The organism is Ottowia beijingensis (assembly GCF_013423955.1).
Taxonomy (GTDB): Bacteria; Pseudomonadota; Gammaproteobacteria; order Burkholderiales; family Burkholderiaceae_C; genus Ottowia; species Ottowia beijingensis.
In genome coordinates, this window is sequence record NZ_JACCKX010000001.1 from 3244774 (window position 1) to 3258465 (window position 13692).

A 13692-nucleotide genomic window follows, 5' to 3' on the forward strand; every position below is an offset into this window, starting at 1 on the left:
ACTTCCGTTTTTGTAGCTTTCCAGTGACGGCCAACCTGCATTCCCCTGAACGCCAGCTGATCGAACTGCGCATCGAGCACGCCGATCTCGACGCCTCGATCGACCGCCTGAGCGCGCAATCGCCCGTCGACCAGCTGATGCTGCAGCGCCTGAAGAAGCGCCGCCTGGCCCTGCGCGATGTCATCGCGCGGCTCGAGGCGGCGCTCGACCCCAAAGAGCCCGCATGAGCACGCCCCTGCAGCAGGCGGTGCAATCCACTTTGCCGACCACGGCCCGCTGGCACAGGCGGCCGAGGGCTTCGTGGCGCGCGATGGGCAGATGCGGCTGGCCGAGGCCGTGGCGCGCACCATTGAGCAGGGCGGCGTGCTGGTGGCCGAGGCCGCCACCGGCGTCGGCAAGACCTTCGCCTACCTGGTGCCGGCCCTGCTGTCGGGCGAGCGCGTGCTGCTGTCCACCGCCACCAAGACGCTGCAGGACCAGCTGTTCGGGCGCGACCTGCCGCGCCTGGCGCGCGCGCTGGGCGTGCCGGTGCGCACCGCGCTGCTCAAGGGCGCGCCAGCTACCTGTGCCTGCACCGGCTGGAGTTTGCGGGCGAAAGCGTTGCCGGCTCGGCACCGCACCTGCGCCACGCGCTATCGAAAGTGGAGCGATGGTCGAAGACCACGCGCACGGGCGATCTGGCCGAATTGCCGGGGTTGGACGAGCGCTCGCCCGTCATCCCGCTGGTCACCAGCACGCGCGAGAACTGCCTGGGCGCTGAGTGCCCCAGGTTCCGCGCCTGCCACGTCAACCTGGCGCGGCGCGAGGCGCTGGCGGCCGACCTGGTGGTCATCAACCACCACCTGTTCTTCGCTGACCTGGCGATCCGCGAATCCGGCATGGCCGAGCTGCTGCCCACGGTGCGCGTGGTGGTGTTCGACGAGGCGCATTCGCTCAACGAGACCGGCATCCAGTTCCTCGGGCAGCAATTGGCCACCGGGCAGCTGCTGGACTTCGCCCGCGATCTGCTGGGCGCCGGCCTGCAGCAGGCGCGCGGCCTGTGCGACTGGACACAGCTGGCCAGCGGCGCGGAGATGGCCGCGCGCCAGCTGCGCATGGCCGCCGGACAGGTGCGCGGCGCCAGCCGCCTGCGCTGGACGGGCGAGGCGCCTGATGGCGTGGAGCCGGGCGAATGGCAGGCCAGCCTGGCGCGACTGCACACGGCGCTGCAGGCCGCCGCCGCCGCGCTCGACACCGTGAGCGAGCTGGCCCCGACTTCGTGCGCCTGCACGAGCGCGCGCTGGCGCTGGCTGCGCGTGTGCAGCGTTTCGCGGCGCCGTGCGACGTGGCGCTGGTGCGCTGGGCCGACGTGAGCCAGTCGCTGCGCCTGGTCGAGTCGCCGCTCGACATTGCCGAGACGGTGCGCACGCGCCTGCTGCCCGCGCCCGATGCCGAAGGCCGCCCGCGCGCCTGGGTGTTCGTCTCGGCCACGCTGGGCGACGACGAGCGCCTGCGCTGGTTCACCGAGCCCTGCGGCCTGCAGCAGGCCGAGGTGCTGCGCATCGGCAGCCCTTTCGACTACGCGCGCCAGGCCGCGCTGTACGTGCCGTCGCACATCGTGCGCCCCAACGACCCGGCGCACAGCGCTGACGTGGCGCGCCTGGCGGGCGACGCGGCGGCACGCCTGGGCGGCCGCACCATGGTGCTGACCACCGCGCTGCGCGCGCTGCGCAGCATTGGCGAGGCGCTGGCGGAGCGCTTTCCCGCCGGCTCGGGCATTGAGGTGCTGGTGCAGGGCCAATTGCCCAAGCGCGTGCTGATGGACCGCTTTCGCGCCGGCAACGCGGGCGGGCGGCCCGGCTGTGTGCTGGTGGCTTCGGCCTCGTTCTGGGAGGGCATCGACATGCCGGGCGAGGCGCTGCAACTGGTGGTCATCGACAAGCTGCCCTTCCCGCCGCCGGGCGACCCGCTGGTCGAGGCACGCTGCCGCCGCATCGAAAGCGAAGGCCGCAGCGCCTTTGCCGACTATTCGGTGCCCGAGGCGGCCGTGGCCCTCAAGCAGGGCGCTGGCCGCCTGATCCGGCGCGAGACCGACACCGGCCTGCTGGTCATCTGCGACACCCGCCTGACCCAGATGGGCTACGGCCGCCGCCTGCTGGCCGCGCTGCCGCCGATGCGGCGCCTGGCAACGGCGCCCGATTTCGATGCCGCGCTGCGGGCGTTGGTGGAGCAGGGTGCTTCAGAAAGGAGCTGCTTGCGCTGGATGATTGGGTATTTCAATATGCTTTGATATTGAAATCGCCGAACGACCAGCGCAAGCAGCTATCTTTGTAGGAGCGGCCTTGGCCGCGATGCAGCGCATCGCCCTGCACAAACGCCCATCGCGGGCAAGCCCGCTCCCACAGCAGGCCAAGGCCATCGTCAGCCGAGGATCGAAAGACAAGGAATCGAACGGCCGCGGAGCAGGCCACGCCAGCGACAGCCGTGCGCGGACCTGTGCCGCGCACCGGCTGTGTCCCCTTCCCGCGAAGCGCAGCGCAGCGAGAGAAGGGAAGCGGCGTCAGCCGCTCAGGGGTTGTCACCAGATCTGCCACCACGGCTTGTCCGGTCCGCGGAAGCCGCGCGTCAGGTACACGCTGTTGGGGTAGTTCTGGTCCAGCACGCGCTTGCTGTCGTCGCGCAGATCGTTCATGCCCAGCTTGTCGTAGGCCTGGGTCAGGATGTAGAGCGCTTCTTCCAGCGCCGGCGCGTCGCGGTAGTCGGCAATGGCCTGCTGCGCGCGGTTGACGGCGGCCACGTAGGCACCGCGCTGGTAGTAGTAGCGCGCCACGTGCACCTCGTACTGCGCCAGCGCATTCACGGTGTAGCGCATGCGCGCGCGGGCATCGGGCGTGTAGCGCGAATCGGGGAAGCGCGTGACCAGTTCGTTGAACGACTCGAAGGCTTCCTTGGCGGCCTTCTGGTCGCGCTCGGACAAGTCCTGCCGCGACAGGAAGGCGAATAGCCCCAGCTCGTCGTTGAAGTTGATCACGCCCTTCATGTACAGCGCGTAGTCAATCGCCGGGCTGGCTGGGTGCAGGCGCATGAAGCGGTCGAGCGTGGCGATGGCCTCGGCCTTCTGGCCGTCCTTGAACTGCGCGTAGGCCTTGTCCAGCTGCGCCTGCTGCGCCAGCGGCGTGCCGGCGGCGCGGCCTTCCAGCGTCTCGTACAGCGGGATGGCCTTGTCCCAGGCGCCGGAATTGAGTTCGTCCTTGGCTTCGGCGTGGATGCGGTTGGGGCTCCAGCCGGCGGTCTTGTCGACGGGCTTGGTGGAGCAGGCTGACAGCAGCGCGGCCAGTGTCAGAACTGCGGCGCTGGCAGCCGATAATCGGGCACGTTGCATCAGTGGCAAACCTCTTGAATCAAGCTCGGTCCATTATATCGACGCCCCCTCTGGCGAAGGGGCCCGGCGCCGGGGCGGCCGAGGTGGACGACGAACTCGCCGACGAGGCCTCGGCCTCCGAATCGCGCACGCTGGCGGTGCCCGCCACGCACCATGGCGACCGGCTGGACCGCACGCTGGCAGCGCTGGTGCCCGAGTTCTCGCGCAACTACCTGAGCCAGTTGGTCGAAGGCGGCGCAGCGCAGGTCAACGGCCGCGCCATCACCAAACCGGCCCACAAGGTGCGCGCGGCCGATCAGGTTGTTATCGAACTGCGCCCCACGCCCATGAGCCAGGCTTTCGTGCCGCAGGCCATGCCGCTGGCCGTGGTGTACGAGGACGAGCACCTGGCCGTCATCGACAAGCCCGCCGGCCTGGTGGTGCACCCAGCACCGGGCCACTGGAGCGGCACGCTGCTCAACGGCCTGTTGGCGCGCGACGACAAGGCCCGGCAGCTGCCGCGCGCCGGCATCGTGCACCGCCTGGACAAGGACACCAGCGGGCTGATGGTCGTCGCCCGCTCGCGCCCGGCCATGGACGCGCTGGTGGCGCGCATCGCCGCGCGCGAGGTGCGGCGCGAATACCTGGCGCTGGCGCACCGGCCGTGGAGTGGCCCGGCGCAGCGCGAAGTCGACGCGCCCATCGGCCGCGACCCGCGCAACCGCCTGCGCATGGCCGTGGTCGACCTGGAGCGGAACGCCGGCAAGCCGGCGCAGACGCTGTTCACGCTGCTGCAGAACGCGGAGCCGTTCTGCCTGCTGCGCTGCCTGCTGCGCACGGGCCGCACGCACCAGATCCGCGTGCACCTGGCCCACCTGGGCCATCCGCTGGTGGCCGATGCGCTGTACGGCGGCGCGCCCGCGGCGGGGCTGGCGCGGCAGGCGCTGCATGCGCGGCGGCTGGCGTTCGCGCACCCCATCACCGGCCAGGCGCTTGATTTCAGCGCGCCGCTGCCGGCTGACCTGGCGGCGGCGCTGGCGGCCTGCGGCCTTACAATGCCCGCAGACGACACAGCCACGTGACTGGCGCCACGGCGATACGAATCGCACCGTTCGGCGCCGCGCCGTTTCGCTGCCGACGCCGCGTGAGCGGCCCGCCTTCCACGCCATCCTGAACCCGCACGCGACACACCCGCGTGCCCCCACACAGAGCCCGTCACCGTGAATTCAGTGGACGCCAAGCGCATCCTTGAAACCGCCCTGATCTGCGCGCAGCAGCCCATGCCGCTGCGCGAGTTCCGCGTGCTGTTCGACGACCAGGTCGGCCCCGACACCCTGAAGAACCTGCTGCTGGAGCTGCAGGACGACTGGGCGCAGCGCGGCGTCGAGCTGGTGCAGGTGGCCAGCGGCTGGCGCTTTCAGAGCCGGCCCGAGATGCGCGAATACCTCGACCGCCTGCACCCCGAGAAACCGCCCAAGTACACCCGCGCCACGTTGGAGACGCTGGCCATCATCGCCTACCGCCAGCCGGTGACGCGCGGCGACATCGAGGACATCCGCGGCGTCACCGTCAACTCGCAGCTCATCAAGCAGCTGGAGGACCGCGGCTGGGTCGAGGTGATCGGCCACCGCGAGACCGTGGGCCGGCCCGGCCTTTACGCCACCACGCGCCAGTTCCTGGACGATCTGGGGCTGGAATCGCTGGACCAGTTGCCGATGCTGGAATCGCCCAGCGAGCAGGCGGCCAGCATGTTCGACGCGCTGGGGGTTGAGGGCGAGGCGGCCGCAGACGTGGGCGCCGAGTCGCCTGCTGCCGATGCGGATGCTGAGATGGCGCAGGCGCCCGAAGCGGCCGAAACAGCGGAACCCGTGGTCGCCGAAGCTGCCCTCGCAGCCCACGCCGCCCACGCCGCCGAGACGGTGTTCACGGATGGCGTGCCAGATGAACCGGAGTTCGCGGCCGGGCCGGTGCTGCCCGACGGCGAAGCAGTGACCGCTGTCGAAGCGCCCCCGTGGCCGATGGCCTGGACGCGCCGCCGGAGCTGGAGCGCGAGCCAGAGCCCGCACCTGAACCGGATGCCCACACCGCAGCCGATGCCATGCCCGAGGTCGACACCGATCTGCCGTCGCCTGACGATCTGCCCACTCCCGCCGACCACCCCGAAACGCCGTCCGACGACGCCCCTCCTTCCACCGACGAAGAGCAGCCATGAATCCCGACGAGCCGAACGAGTTGACCCCGCCGGCGCCTGACGCAGCACCCACGCCCCGTCCTGCACGGGCGAAGAAAAAATGGCTCCAGCGCCCGTGGATCAAGCGCCGGAAACTATTGAAAACGAAGCAACTGAAGCGCCTGCCGCTGAGCCGGAAGCGATCAATCCGAAGACGACGCGTTCTAGGAAAAAGTGGCTCCAGCGCCCGTGGATCAAGCGCCGGGCGCTACTGAAAACGAAGCTCCAGCGTCGTCGCCCGAGGTGGCTGAAGAAGTGACAGCCGCGCCACCCGTCGAGGCCGCGCCTGTGTCGGAGGCAACGCCTGCAGAAACGCCCGAGAGTGCCGTCAGCGCTGCCGATGCCTCATCACCCGTTGAAGCCGCTGCCCAGCCGACTGAGAAGCCCGCCCGCCCCGAAGCCCCCGAGCAACCCGTCGCGTTCGACGACGTCGTCTCTGGCCGCTTCGACGCCGAGGCCGACGCACCCGCCGCTCTTCCGAAGCGCGTGCTGCTGCCGCAGCCCGAGCAGCCGAAGCTGCACAAGGTGCTGGCGCAGGCCGGCCTGGGCTCGCGGCTGGAGATGGAGCAGCTGATCCTGGAAGGCCGCATCAGCGTCAACAACCAGCCGGCGCACATCGGCCAGCGCATCCAGTTCGGCGACACGGTCAAGATCAACGGCCGGCCGGTCAAGCTGCGCATCGCCCCGCCGCCGGCGCGCGTGCTGGCCTACCACAAGCCGGTGGGCGAGGTGGTGACGCACGACGACCCGCAGAACCGCCCCACCGTGTTCCGCAAGCTGCCGCGCCTGCAGCCGGGGCAGGGCAAGTGGCAGAACGTCGGCCGGCTCGACCTGAACACCGAGGGCCTGCTGCTGTTCACCAACTCGGGCGAGCTGGCCAACCGGCTGATGCACCCGCGCTTCGGCCTGGAGCGCGAATACGCCGTGCGCGTGCTGGGCGCCTTGAGCGATGAAGAAAAGCAGCGCCTGCTGGACGGCGTGCCGCTGGACGACGGCATGGCGCAGTTCGGCTCGATCAAGGAAGAGGGCACCGGCGAAGGCGCCAACCAGTGGTACCGCGTGACCATCAGCGAAGGGCGCAACCGCGAGGTGCGCCGCATGATCGAATCGGTGGGCCACGCCGTCAGCCGGCTGATCCGCATCCGCTACGGCGCCATGATGCTGCCACGCGGCCTGCGCCGCGGCATGTGGATGGAACTGGGCGAGCGCGACATCCGCGCGCTGGGCGAGGCCTCGGGCACGCCCGAGCGCGTCATCCGCGGCGCGCCCGAGCCGCGTCCAAAGCCGCAGGATCAGCCGCGCCGCGCCCGCAGCGACCGCGGCCGGGGCAGCGGCCCGCGCCCCAACGTCGCCGGCGGCCGCCCGCAGGACGATGCGCCGCGCCCCTTTGCCGGCGGCCCGCGCCGCCGCAGCGGTGGCGGCGGGCAGGGCGGCGGTGCCGGTGGTGGCAACCAGCCCGATCCGCTGAAAACCTCGCAGGGCTACATCGGTGCCGACAGCTTTCAGCGCCAGCGCGCGCAGGGCCGGGGCAAGCCGGGCGGTGGTGGCGGTGGCCGGCGTGGCGGTGGCGGGCGGCGCGGTTAGTATGGTTTTGATAGCTGCTTGCGCACGTATTGAAACGATTTCAGATAGTTTTCTATCTGAAATCGTTTTATAACCAGCGCAAGCAGCTATGGTTATTGATGATGGCGGGGTGCGGCCAACCCTGGCTCAGGCGCCGTTCATGGCCCCGCCGCCGTGCAGTGCAACCCGCCCCGGCCGCGGCGTCGTCACGGCCCGCTGGTTAGAATGAAGGGCTTTGCCCAGGCGGGCAAACACCGATTCCCGAAACCACAGGAAAACATCCTCAACATGGCTACCGAACGCACCCTTTCCATCATCAAGCCCGACGCCGTCGCCAAGAACGTCATCGGCCAGATCTACGCCCGTTTCGAGGCCGCCGGCCTGAAGGTCATCGCTGCCCGCATGCAGCACCTGTCGCAGCGCGAGGCCGAGCAGTTCTACGCCGTGCACAAGGAGCGTCCCTTCTTCAAGGACTTGGTGGACTTCATGGTCTCCGGCCCGGTGATGATCCAGGTGCTGGAAGGCGAGGGCGCCATCGCCAAGAACCGCGAGCTGATGGGCGCCACCGACCCCAAGAAGGCCGACAAGGGCACCATCCGCGCCGACTTCGCCGACAGCATCGACGCCAACGCCGTGCACGGCTCCGACGCGCCCGAGACGGCCGCTGTCGAAGTGGCGTTCTTCTTCCCCGGCTTGGCCATCTACAGCCGATAAGGCCATCGAAAGGCGGCCTGACGCAGCATGACGACCCCGTCAACCTGCTCGACTTCGACCTGGAAGGCCTGGCCGCCTATTGCGAAACGCTGGGTGAAAAGCGCTTTCGCGCCACCCAGCTGTTCCGCTGGATTCACCAGCGCGGCGTGGCCGATTTCAGCCAGATGAGCGATCTGGCCAAGTCGCTGCGCGAGAAGCTGGCCGGCAAGGCGCAGGTCACCGCGCTGCCCGTCATCAGCCAGCACGAATCGGCCGACGGCACCATCAAGTGGCTGTTCGACGTCGGTGGTGGCAACGCCATCGAAGGCGTGTTCATTCCAGAGGATGATCGCGGCACGCTGTGCGTGTCATCGCAAGCGGGCTGCGCGGTGGGCTGCCGCTTCTGCTCCACCGGCCACCAGGGCTTCAGCCGCAACCTGACCACGGCCGAGATCGTGGCGCAGCTGTGGTTTGCCGAGCACTTCCTGCGCCGGCACCTGAAGACCGAAGAGCGTGTCATCTCCAACGTGGTGATGATGGGCATGGGCGAGCCGCTACAAAATTATGATCGCCTGGTGCCCGCGCTGCGCACCATGCTGGACGACCATGGCTACGGCCTGTCGCGCCGCCGCGTCACGGTGTCCACCTCGGGCGTGGTGCCGATGATCGAGCGCCTGGCGCGCGACTGTCCGGTGGCGCTGGCGGTGTCGCTGCACGCACCCACCGACGAGTTGCGCAGCCACCTGGTGCCGCTCAACCGCAAATACCCCATCGATGAACTGCTGCGCACCTGCACCGCCTACTTGGCCGCGGCGCCGCGCGACTTCATCACCTTTGAATACTGCATGCTCGACGGCGTCAACGACCAGCCCGAGCACGCCCAGGCGCTGATCGCCCTGATGCGCCGGCACGGCGCCGACGGCCTGCGCGCCAAGTTCAACCTGATTCCCTTCAACCCGTTCCCGCAATCGGGCCTCACGCGCTCGCCGATGGCGCGCGTGCTGGCCTTCGGCAAGCTGCTGAACGATGCGGGCATCGTCACCACCGTGCGCAAGACGCGCGGCGACGACATCGACGCCGCCTGCGGCCAGCTGGCCGGCGACGTGCAGGACCGCACCCGCGTGCAGGACCGCATCGCCAGACAGCGCACCATCGTGCTGCACCAGGTGCCGACCCCGCCGGCCACGGCGGCGCAGAGAAAGGTTGTTCCATGAACATTCATCCATTCCGCCCGGCCATGCCGTCCCGTCGCTGGCTGCTGGCCCTGGCCTGGGCCGGCCTGGCGGCGCTGGCGGGCGGCTGCGCCACGCAGCCCGGCGGCGACATCCCGCCCGAGTTGCAGACCGCCTCCGACGAATCCGACGCCCGCAAGCGCGCCCGCACGCGCCTGGCGCTGGCGGCGGGCTATTACGAGAACGGCCAGCACATGGTGGCGCTGGACGAGCAGAAGCGCGCCCTGCAGGCCGACCCGAACTACCCCGACGCCTACAACCTGGGCGGGCTGATCTACATGGCGCTGGGCGACAACGCGCTGGCCATCTCCAACTTCCAGCGCGCCATCGCCCTCAACCCGCGCGACGGTAACGCCATGCACAACCTGGGCTGGCTGCACTGCCAGGCCGGGCGCTACGACGACGCCACGCAGGCCTTCCAGCGCGCCGTCGCCGTGCCCACCTACCAGGACCGCGCCAAGACCCTGATGGCGCAGGGCGTGTGCCAGGCGCGTGCCGGCGACACCGCCGGCGCCGAGAAGACACTGATGCACTCCTACGAGCTGGACGCCGGCAACCCCGTGACGGCGTTCAACCTGTCGCAGCTGCTGTACAACCGCGGCGACTACAACCGCGCGCAGTTCTACATTCGCCGCCTGAACAACTCCGACCTGGCCAACGCCGAATCGCTGTGGCTGGGCATCAAGGTGGAGCGCCGCATGAACAACCGCCAGGCCATGGAGCAGTTGGCCTCGCAGCTGCGCCGCCGCTTCCCGCAATCGCGCGAGCTGCTGTCCTATGAACGGGGGCTTTCGATGAGTGAGCGCACCTCCGGGTTTCACGACAGCACGGTGGCCGCGCCCGGCACGCAGCCCGCACCGCTGGCGCCTGCCGACGGTGCCGTGCCGCCGGCATCGGCCGGCCAGATGCTGCGCCAGCTGCGCGAATCGGCGGGTGTCGACCCGATGCTGCTGGCCAGCGCCATGAAGGTGTCGCCGCAGAAGCTTGAAGCGCTGGAGAACGACCGGCTCGACCTGCTGCCCGACGTGACCTTCGCCCGCGGCCTGGCCTCGGCCATCTGCCGAGCCTTCGGCACCGACCCGGCGCCGGTGCTCGAGCGCATGCCCGTGTCCGCGCCCGGCCTGCGCCCCGCTGGGCAGAGCCTGAACCAGCCCTTCCGCCGCACCGGCGACCGGCCGGCGCCCGTGCTGGCCAGCACCTTCTCCAAGCCCCTGCTCATCGCGGTGGTGGGTTTGCTGCTGGGCGCGGCGGCGCTGTACTTTCTGCCCACGCTGCCGATCCAGCTGGGTGCGCCGCCGGCCACGGTGCCCGCGGGCGACGGCACGGTGCGCGAGAGCGTCGAGCCGGCGGTCGCGCCGCCGGCCGAACCGCTGGCCCCGGCCGAGATGCCGGCCGGCGCCGCATCGGCCGAGCAGGTGGTGCCGCAGCCCGCGCCGGCAGCGCCGGCTTCGGCAGCAGCCGCTGCCACGGCCGTGGGTGACGACCTGATCCATTTCGCCGCCAAGGCCGAGACCTGGCTGACGGTGCGCGATGCGGCGGGCAAGCAGCTCATCAACCGTGCGCTGGCCGCCGGCGAAGCCCTGGGCCTGAGCGGCGAGGTGCCCCTGTCCGTCACCATCGGACGCAAGGACGCAGTGGACGTGACCGTGCGCGGCGAGCCGTTCGACCACCGCAGCCTGAGCAAGACCACCGTTTCCCGCTTCCAGATCAAATGACGCTCCCCTGAGTCGCCTGCGGCGCCTTCCCCTGGGGGACAACGCTGGACGCCGGGGGACCCCGGCGTCGGCGTTCGCGCATGGCCTGCTCCGCGGCCGTTTGAAAGGGCTTGCTGCGCAGCCCTGAGTCAACAGGGTGCGGGTGTGCTGTTTCGGAGAAACCGATGAAGCCTGAAGTTCAAGAGCCCATCGCTGTCGCTGCGCCCGCCGCGCGCCGCTCGCGCCAGGGTCGCGTGGTGTGGGGCTCGCGCGTGGTCACCGTGGGTGGTGATGCGCCGGTGCGCGTGCAGTCGATGACCAACACCGACACGGTGGATGCCATCGGCACCGCCATCCAGTGCAAGGAACTCGCCATTGCCGGCTCGGAGATGGTGCGCATCACCGTCAACACGCCCGAAGCGGCGGCGCAGGTGCCCTACATCCGCGAGCAGCTCGACCGCATGGGCGTCGACGTGCCGCTGATCGGAGACTTCCACTACAACGGCCACCGGCTGCTGACCGAATTTCCGGGTTGCGCGCAGGCGCTGTCGAAGTACCGCATCAACCCCGGCAACGTGGGCAAGGGCGCCAAGAAGGACGTGCAGTTCGGCCAGATGATCGAGGCCGCCCTGAAGTGGGACAAGCCGGTGCGCATCGGCGTCAACTGGGGCAGCCTGGACCAGGACCTGCTGGCCGGCCTGATGGACGAGAACGCGCAGCGCGCCCAGCCGTGGGAGGCGCGCCAGGTGATGTACGAGGCGCTGATCCAGTCCGCCATCGGCTCGGCCGAACAGGCGGTGGAACTGGGCATGGCGCCGGAGCAGGTGATCCTGAGCTGCAAGGTCAGCGGCGTGCAGGACCTGATCGCGGTGTACCGCGAACTGGCGCGCCGCTGCGACTATCCGCTGCACCTGGGCCTGACCGAGGCCGGCATGGGCACCAAGGGCACGGTGGCCTCGGCTGCCGCGCTGTCCATCCTGCTGCAGGAGGGCATCGGCGACACCATCCGCGTCAGCCTCACGCCGCAGCCCGGCGAGCCGCGCACGCAGGAGGTGGTGGTCGCCTCCGAAATCCTGCAGGCGCTCGGCCTGCGCGTGTTCGTGCCCAGCGTCACCGCCTGCCCCGGCTGCGGGCGCACCACCAGCACTACCTTCCAGGAACTGGCCAAGCAGATCGACGACCACCTGCGCGCGCAGATGCCGGTGTGGCGCAGCAAGTACCCGGGCGTCGAGGGCCTGAAGGTGGCCGTGATGGGCTGCATCGTCAACGGCCCGGGCGAGAGCAAGCACGCCGACATCGGCATCAGCCTGCCCGGCACCGGCGAGGCGCCGGCTGCGCCCGTGTTCATCGACGGGCAGAAGGCCATGACGCTGCGCGGCGAGCACATCGCGCAGGAGTTCCACGCCATCGTCGAGCGCTACATCGAACAGCGCTTTGGGGTGTGATTGGCTGAACTGCCGAACATCCATACGCAGAGGACGCAGAAACCACGCAGAGGACGCAAAAAAATACCCAAAAGATGTTTTTGGTTTTCCTTCGCGACTTCTGCGAAACCTTTGCGTCCTCTGCGTCCGGCGGTTTGAATCCTGTCCATCATCAAAGAACAGATATCTCAACAAAAATGTCCAAGCAAATCAACGCCATCAAGGGCATGAACGACATCCTGCCGCCCGAATCGGCGCGCTGGGAATGGCTGGAAGAGGTGGTGCGCCGCGTGATGGCCGCGCACGCCTACCGCAACATCCGCACGCCGATCATGGAGCACACGCAGCTGTTCACGCGCGGGCTGGGCGAGGTGACGGATGTGGTGGAAAAGGAGATGTATTCCTTCCAGGACCGCGCCGACCAGCATGGCCATGCCGAGCACCTGAGCCTGCGGCCCGAGTCGACCGCCGGCGTGGTGCGTGCGGTGGCTGAACACAACCTGCTGTACGACGGCGGCAAGCGCCTGTACTACATGGGTCCCATGTTCCGGCGCGAGCGGCCGCAGCGCGGGCGCTACCGCCAGTTTCACCAGGTGGGCGCCGAGGCGCTGGGCTTCGGCGGGCCCGAGGTGGATGCCGAGCTGATCCTGCTGGCCGTGGCGCTGTGGCGCGAGCTGGGCATCCAGAACTGGCGGCTGGAGCTGAACAGCCTCGGCCAGCCCGACGAGCGGCGCGAGCACCGCGCGGCGCTGATCGCCTACTTCGAGGCGCACGCAGACCAGCTGGACGAGGACGCCAAGCGCCGCCTGCACAGCAACCCGCTGCGCATCCTGGACACCAAGAACCCCGCCATGCAGGCGCTGGTGGAAGGCGCGCCCAAGCTGATCGACCACCTGGGCGAAAAGTCGCGCGCGCACTTCGCCGCCGTGCAGGCCATCCTGGCGGCCAACGGCGTCGAATGGCGCATCAACCCGCGGCTGGTGCGGGGCCTCGACTACTACAACCTCACGGTGTTCGAGTTCATCACCGACAGCCTGGGTGCGCAGGGCACCATCTGCGGCGGTGGGCGGTATGACTACCTGATCGAGCAGATCGGCGGCAAGCCGGCGCCGGCCGTGGGCTGGGCGCTGGGCGTGGAGCGCGTGCTGGAACTGCTGAAGGAGGAGGGCGTGCACACGCTCGACCCGGTGCCCGATGCCTACGCCGTCATCCCCGACGCCGCCGCGCTGCCGCAGGTGATGCGCTGCCTGCACCAGCTGCGCGCGCTGGGCGTGGCGGTGCAGATGCACGCCGCATCCGGGCAAGGGGGCGAGGGCATGGGCAGCATGAAGAGCCAGTTCAAGAAGGCCGACGCCTCGGGGCGCGCTTTGCCCTGATCTTCGGCGCCGACGAACTGGCCGAGGGGCAGGTGACGGTGAAGGCGCTGCGCGACGGCGCCGGGGCGCAGACGCGCCAATCGCTGGCCGAGCCGGCGCTCTGGTCTGACATCCTAAAATCGACCGATTAAGCACGAAGT

The 13692-nt window shown here is 69.6% G+C and carries 9 protein-coding genes and 2 pseudogenes; 10 read left to right on the forward strand and 1 reads right to left on the reverse strand.

Annotated features, from left to right (window positions below; all coding sequences use genetic code 11):
• Positions 1 to 23: 23 nt before the first annotated feature.
• Positions 24 to 227, forward strand: coding sequence for a YdcH family protein (locus tag H0I39_RS16140; protein ID WP_180551166.1), 204 nt, complete (start codon positions 24 to 26; stop codon positions 225 to 227).
• A pseudogene (yoaA, locus tag H0I39_RS16145) lies at positions 178 to 2269 on the forward strand (DNA repair helicase YoaA). The gene H0I39_RS16140 and the pseudogene yoaA overlap by 50 nt, the downstream one beginning before the upstream one ends.
• A gap of 288 nt (positions 2270 to 2557) precedes the next feature.
• Here the strand turns inward: yoaA and H0I39_RS16150 are convergent.
• On the reverse strand, positions 2558 to 3361 hold the full coding sequence (locus H0I39_RS16150) for an outer membrane protein assembly factor BamD (protein ID WP_180551167.1): 804 nt from the start codon (positions 3359 to 3361) through the stop codon (positions 2558 to 2560).
• 50 nt (positions 3362 to 3411) lie between these two features.
• On the opposite strand from H0I39_RS16150, the gene H0I39_RS16155 reads away from it, so the two are divergent.
• The 8 genes and pseudogenes from H0I39_RS16155 (at position 3412) to hisS (ending at position 13683) form a co-directional block, all read left to right on the forward strand.
• Entirely contained in the window at positions 3412 to 4422 is a 1011-nt protein-coding gene (locus H0I39_RS16155) for an RluA family pseudouridine synthase (protein WP_373368347.1), read from the forward strand.
• A 138-nt stretch (positions 4423 to 4560) separates the two neighbouring features.
• A complete protein-coding gene (scpB, locus tag H0I39_RS16160; protein ID WP_180551168.1) occupies positions 4561 to 5592 on the forward strand; it encodes an SMC-Scp complex subunit ScpB in 1032 nt (343 codons plus the stop codon).
• A 167-nt stretch (positions 5593 to 5759) separates the two neighbouring features.
• Entirely contained in the window at positions 5760 to 7154 is a 1395-nt protein-coding gene (locus H0I39_RS16165; RefSeq protein ID WP_180551169.1) for a pseudouridine synthase, read from the forward strand.
• A 267-nt stretch (positions 7155 to 7421) separates the two neighbouring features.
• Positions 7422 to 7847, forward strand: a complete 426-nt coding sequence (ndk, locus tag H0I39_RS16170) for a nucleoside-diphosphate kinase (RefSeq protein WP_180551170.1) — start codon at positions 7422 to 7424, stop codon at positions 7845 to 7847.
• A gap of 17 nt (positions 7848 to 7864) precedes the next feature.
• Positions 7865 to 9040, forward strand: a complete 1176-nt coding sequence (rlmN, locus tag H0I39_RS16175) for a dual-specificity RNA methyltransferase RlmN (protein WP_180551845.1) — start codon at positions 7865 to 7867, stop codon at positions 9038 to 9040.
• Entirely contained in the window at positions 9037 to 10773 is a 1737-nt protein-coding gene (gene pilW, locus H0I39_RS23440) for a type IV pilus biogenesis/stability protein PilW (RefSeq protein ID WP_180551171.1), read from the forward strand. The genes rlmN and pilW overlap by 4 nt, the downstream gene beginning before the upstream one ends.
• A 164-nt stretch (positions 10774 to 10937) precedes the next feature.
• Positions 10938 to 12197, forward strand: coding sequence for a flavodoxin-dependent (E)-4-hydroxy-3-methylbut-2-enyl-diphosphate synthase (gene ispG / locus H0I39_RS16185; protein WP_180551172.1), 1260 nt, complete (start codon positions 10938 to 10940; stop codon positions 12195 to 12197).
• A gap of 176 nt (positions 12198 to 12373) precedes the next feature.
• A pseudogene (gene hisS, locus H0I39_RS16190) lies at positions 12374 to 13683 on the forward strand (histidine--tRNA ligase).
• Positions 13684 to 13692 lie beyond the last annotated feature (9 nt).